This window comes from Fundidesulfovibrio sp. (assembly GCF_058402725.1).
On sequence record NZ_JBZVFJ010000141.1, the window covers coordinates 1 to 8,601 of the forward strand.

Here is an 8,601-nt window from a genome sequence, read left to right on the forward strand (position 1 = left end):
GCGTGGATGTTGAAGGTCAGCCCCGACTCGTCGAGGTATTCCTTGTCCTCCTTGGCCACGCGGCGGATGATTCCGGCCAGGGTGTTCACGGCCTTGTAGATCTTGTCGGGAGGGGCGCAGGTTTCCAGGAACTCCTCGAAGTAGGTGACCACCTTGTCGCGCACGGAGCGCAGGCCCGAGGTCATGAAGAAGAGCGCGCCGGAGCCGGTTTCGTAGGTGCTCAGTTTCTGGGCCGTGGTCATCTCGTTGCCCGCGGTGATGCGGGTGTCGGCGATGCCCACCAGGCCTTCCTCCACCGTGATTCCAAGGCAAAAGGTCATTGTTCCACCTGCGTTTGCGGCTCCCCTCCGGGATAGCCGAAGAATTCGCGCCCGAGGTGGCTGTCCACCGCGTTCATGCGCGTCTGGAGCCGGTCCGTGAAGCGGTGCAGCCCCTGATCGAAGATTTCCTGGATGGTCAGATAAGAAAGGTCTGCGCAGAGCTGGCCCAGCAGACGCTCGCTCTCGTGGGAGAAGAAGCCCCGGCGCGAGCCCGTGACGGCCTGGAGCGAGTCCTGCACGTGGACGAGCCCGTGGAGCACGGAGCGCGGGAACTCGTGGTCCAGAAGCAGGAACTCGGCCACCTTGGCCGGGGAGATGCGTCCCCGGCAGCGCCGGAAGGCGTCCAGGGCGCTGGTGGCGCGCAACAGGGCCGACCAATGGATGGAATCGAACCCCGGGCCGTGCTCGCCCTCGTCGGGGAGCATGCGGTGGCAGTTCACGTCGAGGATGCGCGAGGTCTTGTCGCAGCGCTCCAGCAGACGGCCCATGCGCGCGAAGTGCCAGGCCTCGTCGTGGAGCATCACGTCCTCGGCCACGCCGCCCAGCACGAAATCGCGCCGCTTGATCTCCTGGCAGAAGTCGAAGGGGTTTTCCACGGTGTCCAGGGGGCGCTTGGCCGCGTCGCGCACCATGTGGCAGGTCACGTTGAGGTGCTCCCACATCTCGTAGGGGATCACCTCGCGGATGGCCCGGGCGTTCTCGCGCGCGGCCCAGAGGCAGGAGGCGATGGAGTTGAGGTAGTCCTGATCGAAGCAGAGGAAGGTGATCACCGAGGCGGCGTCGCAGTCGCCGTAGCGCTCCTCGAAGAGGTTCTGGTCGCCGCTGGCCAGGATCAGGGGCCTCCAGGAGTCCACGCCCTCCCCGGGCAGGTCCAGGGTGAGGTGCCAGTTCACCTCCACGAAGCGGGCCAGATTGCCGGCCCGCTCCAGGTAGCGGCTCATCCAGTAGACCGCGTTGGCGACGCGCGAGAGCATGGCGGTTTCCTTTGGAGTCTAGTGTTTGAGGACCCAGGTGTCCTTGCTGCCGCCGCCCTGGGAGGAGTTCACCACCAGGGAGCCCTTCTTGAGGGCCACCCGGGTGAGCCCGCCGGGAATCACCTGCACGTCGCCGCCGTGGAGGATGTAGGGGCGCAGGTCCACGTGGCGGCCCTCGAAGCGGTCGCCCGCGATCACCGGGGCGCGAGAGAGCATGAGCGCGGGCTGGGCGATGTAGTTGCGCGGGTTGGCCTGGATGCGCCGGGCGAACTCCTCGCGCTGGGCCGCGTCGGAGGCTGGCCCCACCAGCATGCCGTAGCCGCCCGACTCGTTGGCGGCCTTGACCACCATGGTCTCCAGGTTCTCCAGCACGTGCGCCCTGTCCCTTTCGCGCCAGCAGAGGAAGGTGGGCACGTTGGGGATGAAGGGCTCCTCGCCCAGGTAGTAGCGGATGATCTCGGGCACGAAGGCGTAGACCACCTTGTCGTCGGCCACGCCGGTGCCGGGGGCGTTGGCCAGGCTCACGTTGCCCGCGCGCCAGGCGTCCATGATGCCGGGGACGCCCAGCAGGGACTCGGGGCGGAAGGCCAGGGGGTCCAGGAAGTCGTCGTTCAGGCGGCGGTAGATCACGTCCACCTGCTTGAGGCCCTTGGTGGTGCGCATGAAGACGCGGCGGCCCTGCACCACGAGGTCCTGCCCCTGCACCAGCTCGATGCCGGTCTGAAGGGCCAGGAAGGAGTGCTCGTAGTAGGCCGAGTTGTAGATGCCCGGGGTGAGCAGGGCCACGGTGGGCCGCGTGACGCCCTCGGGGGCCATGCGCAGGAGGAGATCCAGGAGCCTTGCGGGATAGTCGTCCACGGGGCGCACACGGGAGGCGGCGAACACCTCGGGCAGGGTGCGCTTCATGAGCTGGCGGTTGGCCAGCACGTAGGAGACTCCCGAGGGGCAGCGCAGGTTGTCCTCCAGCACGTGGAAGACGCCGTGCTCGTCGCGCACGAGGTCGGTTCCGGTGATGTGGCACCAGATGCCGTGGGGGGCCTTCACGCCCAGGCAGGCGGGCAGGTAGCCCTCGGCGGTCTCGATGATCTCGCGGGGCACCACGCGGTCCTTGAGGATGCGCTGCTCTCCGTAGATGTCGGCCAGGAAGAGGTTCAGGGCGTAGATGCGCTGCTTGAGGCCCACCTCGAGCTTGTCCCAGTCGCGGGCCTCCACCACGCGGGGCACCACGTCGAAGGGGAAGATCTTCTCCGTGCCCTCCTGGTGGCCGTAGACGGTGAAGGTGATGCCCAGGTCGTAGAGGGTCTGCTCGGCCTTCTGCTGACGGAGCAGGAGCTCGCCCGGGGGCAGGGATTCGATTTTTTCGAGGAGCAGGCGGGCGCCGTCGCGCGGGGTTCCGGGCGCGGCGAACATCTCGTCGTGGAAAGGCCCCAGGTCGTATCCCGTGAATTTCATCGCCGTTCCAATTTTTACATTATTGTGAATCCGTCTTGAATATGACCCATCGCGCCAAATGTGTCAACGCCCACGGGCGATGTTTTCCAAAACGAAACACCCCGGCGCGCCGCAAGGCGCGCCATACCCCGCCGCAGGGCGCGTGGACAAAGAAACAATCCCAAGGATATCAGTGAGAAATAAGAATCAGCCCAGGCGGTCGGCCAGCCTGCGCAGCAGGCTGCCCAGGCGGGAGCGCCGACGGCTCACGGCCGCGAGACCGGCCCCCGTGGCCAGGCGCGGCATGCGCTCCAGCACCGCGCGCGCGGCCAGGAGCGCCCCGTGGCGCGTGAACCCGGCGCATTGACGGAAATGCCCTTTCGGATCGTTGCGCACCGCGCGGGTGAGCACCCGGCAGCAGCTCGACCCGTGCGCCCCCGCAAACGCCGCATGCAGGCGCTTCGAGGCCCCGCGCACCGCGTCCGGCGACAGCCCCCGGGCGAGAAAGAACGAGGTCCCCATCACCGCGCCGCCCAGCGCACCGCACACGCACCCGGCCTTGCCCAGCCCCTGGCCGAAACCCATGGCCAGCCCCCGGGCGCTCTCGCGCTCCAGCCCGCCGCCCAGGCCCTCGGACAGGGCGCAGAGCACCGCCTCGGCGCAATACATCTCCCGGCTCTCGAAAAGCGCCAGGGCGCGCTCCGCCACGGCCTGGGCCAGGGCCTCGGCCGCCGCATCGGCAAGGGGAGGCTCCGGCAAGGCCCGCCGAAACGCGGGGGACGTCTGCTCGGGCGGGGCGTCGGCGCAGCCTCCGCAATCCGCCAGGGGGAGATCCCGGGGCGGAATCCGCTGCGCGGCCTGATGCGCGATGGACAAAGCGTCTTTCATTGTTCCTGCTGTGGCAGCCCCTGCCCCAAATGGCAAATTCTCATTCCCGATGCCCGCCCGCGCCGCGCATCGGCCCTGCCGATACCCGCCAGCGCGCCGCCCGGGAGACCCGGACCCGGCCTTGATTTGATGCGTCACGGGGGCTATGATGTTCCATTCTCCCGAGACCACCAAAGGGGTTCACCCGACATGCCGAACGCACGCCGCGCCGCAGCCGCCCTGCTGCTTCTGCTCCTCGCCCTCTCCTTCGCCGGTTGCTCCGGCATGGACATGTTCAAGGACACCCCGCCCACATCGGCCCAGGAGCAGACGCTCCTCCAGGCCAAGGCCGCCGAGGCCTGGAGCCAGGCCCGCTACGACAAGGCCCTGGAACTCTACAACCTGATCATGCAGGGCCAGGCCCTCACCCGCGAGGCGCGCCTCACGGCCCTGGAACGCATCGCCCAGTGCGCCCTGCGCCTCGGACGCGCCCAGGAGGCCCTGGACGCCCTGGACAACTGGGGCCAGACCGACCCCAAGGCGAAAGCGACCTGGAACTGGAACAGCCTCACGGTGCAGGCCCTCTCGGCCATGGGCCGCGAGCGCCAGGCCGAAGAGCACCTGGCCAAGCTCCTCCAGATGCGCGGAGCCTCCTTCGAACTCACCGGCCCGGCGGGCGTGGAGCTGGCCAAACGCTACGCCTCGCGCGACCAGGGCGGGCAGGCCGCGCGCCTCCTGCGCGCCCAGCACGCCAAGGCCCCCAACCGCGCCGAGCGCGCCGCCTTCGAGGCCGACACCGCCCGCATGCTGGGGCAGCTCGATCCCAAGGGCCTGGCCTCCCTGCTGGCCTCGGTCAACGAGGCCAACGCCGCCGTCTTCCCCTACAACCTCGTCTCCCTGGAGGACGCACGCCGCGCCGCCTCGGCCAACCCGGCCGCACGCGACCGCCTGCGCGACATCGCCGAGCGTCTGGCCCGCTCCTCCGACCTGGCCGACCGCGACCTGCCCGCGCGCATCCTCTCCCAGGGCCTGACGGCCGCCACCTCCGGACAGGCCCCCCTGCCCTCCGCGCCCGAGGCCCCGGCCCTCAAGCCCGATTCCCTCGGCGTGGCCCTGCTCCTGCCCCAGACCGGACAGCTGCGCGCCCTGGCCGCCAAGGTCCTGGCCGGGGCCAACGCCGCCAAGACCCAGCTGGCCGCCCAGGGCGTCCAGGTGGATCTGCGCGTCATCAACACCGACGACGCCTCCTACGTGGACCACCTCGTTGCCCTGCCGCATGACGTGACCATCGTGGGCGGCCCCATGCACGCCTCCTATTTCAAGAACCTCCCGGCCAGCGGCGAGCTCTCCCGCCGGGTGTTCCTCTCCTTCACCCCCTCCCTGCCCGACGCCGAGGAGGGCAAGCACTACTGGCGGCTCTTCTGGAGCGCCGAAGACGTGGTGCACTCCGTGCTGGCCGTGCCTGTGGAGGAAGGCGTGAAGCGCTACGGCGTGCTCTACCCCGAAGACCCCACCGGCAAGCGCCTGGCCGACGCCTTCGCCGCCGCCGCCCACGCACGGGGCGCGGAGGTCACCGTGCTCCAGCCCTACCCGCCCGCCGACGCCGCGCGCTGGGGCGACATCGTGAAGACCATGCTGCGCGCCGTGCCCAAGGGAGTGGACGGCAAGAGCTTCTCCGTGCGCCCGGACTTCGAGGCCCTCTTCATCCCCGACAAGCTCCAGATCGCCGACCACCTCATCGGCCAGCTCCTCTTCTACCAGGCCGACCAGATCGTGGTGCTGGGTCCCAACCTCTGGGCCGAATCCCTCTCCGCCGGGAGCGCCAAGCCCCAGATCAATCCCGCCAACTACCGCTACGCCTTCTGTTCCGGCGCGTTCTGGGCCCAGAACCCCTCCAAGGCCCTGGCCGAACTGCGCTCGGGGCTCGCCAAGGCCAACCAGGGCGAACCCGATTTCTGGGCCGCACTCGGCTTCGACTTCGTGCGGCTGGCCGCCGCATCCGGGGCCGTGCCGCCAGACTCCGCGCCCTCGGAAATCAGCAAGCGCCTCGCCGAGGCCTCGCGCAAGATCGAGTGGTCCATGGCCCCCGTCACCTGGGACGGTTCCGGACACGCCCGCATGAACCTCTTCTTCTTCCGCCCCTCCGTGGAAGGCTTGGCCGTGGTGGACAAGGAAGGGTTCAAGGAACGCCTGGACGCACTGCGCGCCAAGCCCCAGTGATCGGCAACCGCGGCATGTCCCGTGTGGCCGACCCCTTCGCCCTGGCCGGACGCGCCGTGCCGGGACTGGATGGTCTGCGGGGCCTGGCCTGCCTGATGGTCTTCAACGTCCACTATTTTGCCCAGTTCGCCGACAGCCACTATTTCGTCCAGCCTGGGGGAGCGCTTCACGCGTTCCTGCGCGTCCTGCACTCGGGCTCCCACGGAGTGGACATCTTCTTCGTTGTGTCGGGATTCCTCATCTACACCTCGCTGACGCGCAGGACCCCAACCTTCACACGCTTCCTGCTGGAACGGTACAAACGCCTCCTGCCCGTGGTGCTGGCCGTCAACGTGCCCGCCCTGGTCTGGATCAACGCCGACGCGAAGACGTTTGTCGACAACATCCTCTTCCTTGACCTCTTCGGCTCGCGCCTGGTCACCTTCGTGGCCTGGGCCCTGGTGTACGAGATGTACTTCTACCTCCTGTGCGGCCTATGGCTCATCCTGCTGCCGCGCGACAGGAGCTCGCCGCCATGGGCCTCCTTCACGCTGCTCTGCCTGCTGTTCACGGCCAACAGCCTGTGGCTGCGCGTCAACCCCGTCCTGTCCGACTGGCGCTTCGCCGGGTTCTTCGTGGGCGTGGGGCTGGCCATGCTGCGCGACGACCCAAGGGGACGCCCCCTGCTGGCCCGGCTTCCCTCCTGGACGTGGCTCCCCTGCACGGGCGCGATCGCTCTAGGCTGCTGGCTTTGGTCCCGCGACGCACTGGGGACGCTGGCCGCCCTCTCGCCTGCCCTCGGCCTGGCCTACTTCATGGCCTTCGACGTGGCCGTGGCCCTGCTCCTGGCCATCCTTGCCCAGGAAGGCGACCGCGACCGCTCCCCGTATTCCCGCACGGGACCGCGCATCCTGGGCGCGGTGAGCTATTCGCTGTTCATGCTCCACACCCAGTGGGGCCTTCCCCTGGCCAACAACCTCTTCGGCGTCCCCGACAGCCTGGCAGCACTGGCTGCCCATTACGCGCTCACGCTGACCCTCTCCTTCGCCATGGCCGCCCTGCTCTTCTGCCACCTGGAACGCGCGTATTTCACGAAGCCCCGCCATGCCACACCCTGAAGCAGCCTCCGCAAGGATACCTCAAGACCAGCCCCCCCTGGCCGGTCTCCTGGGGCTGGCCATGCTCTGGCACTACCACTGGAGCTTCCACGCGCAGTTCGACCCGGCCAAGATTTCGCGGATTTCGCAGGGCCACGCCTGGATCGAAACCCTGCTGGAGGCCGTTCGCTACGTCCTGGCCCCCGGCGAGGTGGCCGCCGTATTGGCAGGGGTTCTTTGCGGCCACGCCCTGCGTCGGCTCGCAGAGCACCCGGGCGGCCTCCCCGGCCGCCCGTTCGGACGCGCCCTCCTTGCGACCCGGCTCATCTACCCGGCCTACCTCGCCTGCCTGCTCCCCCTGCTCAGCTACACCCAGGCGGGCTGGGCCGAAACGCTGCCCGCGCTGGCCATGATCGCCCCGCCACCGGGGCTGCCCCGGGACTGCTGGTTCCTGCTGGCGTTGACCGGCTCCGCCGTGCTGCTCCCGGCACTCCCCTCCGGCCTGACCCAGGTCCGCACGCTTCCGGCCCGGCTCTCCTGGGCAGCGATCCTGCTCACTTGTACGGCAGCACCCTACGGAGGCTTCTGGGCCAGCGCGGCGGCAGGCTACCTTCTGGCCGCCCTTCCCGCACCGCGCAGGCCTTCGGCCGGACTTCTGCTCGCCGGTTTCCTGCTCGCCGGGTGCCTTGCGCCCATCCCGGCGCCCCACCGCGCCGGGCTGGCCCTTCTGGCCGCCTGCGCCCTTCCCCGGCACCTGTCGTGCTCCAGCGGCCTCCTGGCGCGGACGCTTGCGAACCCGGCCCTGACCTTCTACGGCAGGGTGGCCCTGCCCTTCTTCCTGGTGCACGGCCTCTGGGGTTTCAGGGCCTCCCGGTCGCTCCTTCAGGGTGAGCTGCACACGCCCGGGGCCATTGTCCTGCACTACGCCCTGAGCCTGACCCTGGCCACGGCGGGAGCATGGTTCTTCCACGCCTTTTTCCAACGCCCCGCTCTCTTGCGGTACGAGGGCGCAAACGCTACTAACACCGCGTCCGCAAACCAAGGAGCCCGCTCATGACATTCACCCCGGACCAAGCCGCCCGGGTGGCCGCCCTGGCCCGCCTGCGCCTGCCCGAGGACAAGCTCGAACGCCTCGCCGCCCAGATGGGCGACATCCTCTCCTACATGGACACCCTCTCCGCCTGCGACACCCAGGGCGTGGAACCCCTCTACGGCCCCGTGGAGCACGACACCCCCCTGCGCATGGACGTGGCCGTCAAGACCTTCCAGCGCGCCGACATCCTCTCCCAGGCCCCCGAATCCGACGGGACCTTCTTCGTGGTCCCCAAAATCGTCGCCGGATAAGCACCCATGAGCATCACCGACCTCACCCTCGACGAACTGCGCCACCGCCTCGCCGGCCGCGACATCACCGCCGTCCAGGCCACCGAGGCATGCCTCGAGCGCATTCAGTCCACCGAACCCACCGTGGACGCCCTGCTCTCCGTCCAGGCCGAACAGGCCCTGGAGACGGCCGCCGCCCTCGACCGCCAGGGACCCGACCCCGCCAAGGCCCTCTGGGGCGTGCCCATGGCCATCAAGGACGCCCTCTGCACCAAGGGCGTGCCCACCACCTGCGGCTCCAGGATCCTGGAAAATTTCACGCCCTTCTACGACGCCACCAGCGTCGAACGCCTCAAGGCCCACGGCGCGATTCTCCTGGGCAAGGCCAAC

The 8,601-nt window shown here is 69.1% G+C and carries 8 protein-coding genes and 1 pseudogene; 5 read left to right on the forward strand and 4 right to left on the reverse strand.

What is annotated here, in order from left to right:
* From ACV4UX_RS15310 to ACV4UX_RS15325, 4 genes and pseudogenes are all read right to left on the reverse strand, one after another.
* Window positions 1-320 (reverse strand): annotated as a pseudogene (locus tag ACV4UX_RS15310) (peptidase); the annotation flags it as partial.
* Window positions 317-1,294 carry an alpha-E domain-containing protein gene (locus tag ACV4UX_RS15315; RefSeq protein WP_491594150.1) on the reverse strand — a complete coding sequence of 326 codons (978 nt, stop codon included), beginning with the start codon at window positions 1,292-1,294 and terminating at the stop codon, window positions 317-319. The pseudogene ACV4UX_RS15310 and the gene ACV4UX_RS15315, both read right to left, overlap by 4 nt.
* A gap of 18 nt (window positions 1,295-1,312) precedes the next feature.
* On the reverse strand, window positions 1,313-2,746 hold the full coding sequence (locus ACV4UX_RS15320) for a circularly permuted type 2 ATP-grasp protein (protein ID WP_491594151.1): 1,434 nt from the start codon (window positions 2,744-2,746) through the stop codon (window positions 1,313-1,315).
* Window positions 2,747-2,932: 186 nt separating this feature from the next.
* The gene (locus ACV4UX_RS15325; protein WP_491594152.1) at window positions 2,933-3,613 is read right to left on the reverse strand and encodes a C-GCAxxG-C-C family protein; all 681 of its coding nucleotides are present in this window, start codon (window positions 3,611-3,613) and stop codon (window positions 2,933-2,935) included.
* Window positions 3,614-3,802: 189 nt separating this feature from the next.
* On the opposite strand from ACV4UX_RS15325, the gene ACV4UX_RS15330 reads away from it, so the two are divergent.
* The 5 genes from ACV4UX_RS15330 to ACV4UX_RS15350 form a co-directional block, all read left to right on the forward strand.
* The gene (locus ACV4UX_RS15330; RefSeq protein WP_491594153.1) at window positions 3,803-5,812 is read left to right on the forward strand and encodes a penicillin-binding protein activator; all 2,010 of its coding nucleotides are present in this window, start codon (window positions 3,803-3,805) and stop codon (window positions 5,810-5,812) included.
* The gene (locus ACV4UX_RS15335) at window positions 5,809-6,909 is read left to right on the forward strand and encodes an acyltransferase family protein (protein WP_491594154.1); all 1,101 of its coding nucleotides are present in this window, start codon (window positions 5,809-5,811) and stop codon (window positions 6,907-6,909) included. Before ACV4UX_RS15330 ends, ACV4UX_RS15335 begins: the two co-directional genes overlap by 4 nt.
* Complete coding sequence (locus tag ACV4UX_RS15340) at window positions 6,896-7,945, forward strand: hypothetical protein (RefSeq protein ID WP_491594155.1); 1,050 nt, start codon at window positions 6,896-6,898, stop codon at window positions 7,943-7,945. The genes ACV4UX_RS15335 and ACV4UX_RS15340 overlap by 14 nt, the downstream gene beginning before the upstream one ends.
* Window positions 7,942-8,232, forward strand: a complete 291-nt coding sequence (gene gatC, locus ACV4UX_RS15345; protein ID WP_491594156.1) for an Asp-tRNA(Asn)/Glu-tRNA(Gln) amidotransferase subunit GatC — start codon at window positions 7,942-7,944, stop codon at window positions 8,230-8,232. The genes ACV4UX_RS15340 and gatC overlap by 4 nt, the downstream gene beginning before the upstream one ends.
* Before the next feature lie 6 nt (window positions 8,233-8,238).
* Window positions 8,239-8,601 (forward strand): amidase family protein (locus ACV4UX_RS15350; protein WP_491594157.1); only part of this gene is annotated, 363 nt, incomplete at its 3' end.

Bases quoted from the DNA above. Each gene is read 5' to 3' on its own strand.
- ACV4UX_RS15315 (WP_491594150.1), bottom strand. From the start codon at position 1,294: ATGCTCTCGCGCGTCGCCAACGCGGTCTACTGGATGAGCCGCTACCTG.
- ACV4UX_RS15320 (WP_491594151.1), bottom strand. From the start codon at position 2,746: ATGAAATTCACGGGATACGACCTGGGGCCTTTCCACGACGAGATGTTC.
- ACV4UX_RS15325 (WP_491594152.1), bottom strand. From the start codon at position 3,613: ATGAAAGACGCTTTGTCCATCGCGCATCAGGCCGCGCAGCGGATTCCG.
- ACV4UX_RS15330 (WP_491594153.1), top strand. From the start codon at position 3,803: ATGCCGAACGCACGCCGCGCCGCAGCCGCCCTGCTGCTTCTGCTCCTC.
- ACV4UX_RS15340 (WP_491594155.1), top strand. From the start codon at position 6,896: ATGCCACACCCTGAAGCAGCCTCCGCAAGGATACCTCAAGACCAGCCC.
- gatC (WP_491594156.1), top strand. From the start codon at position 7,942: ATGACATTCACCCCGGACCAAGCCGCCCGGGTGGCCGCCCTGGCCCGC.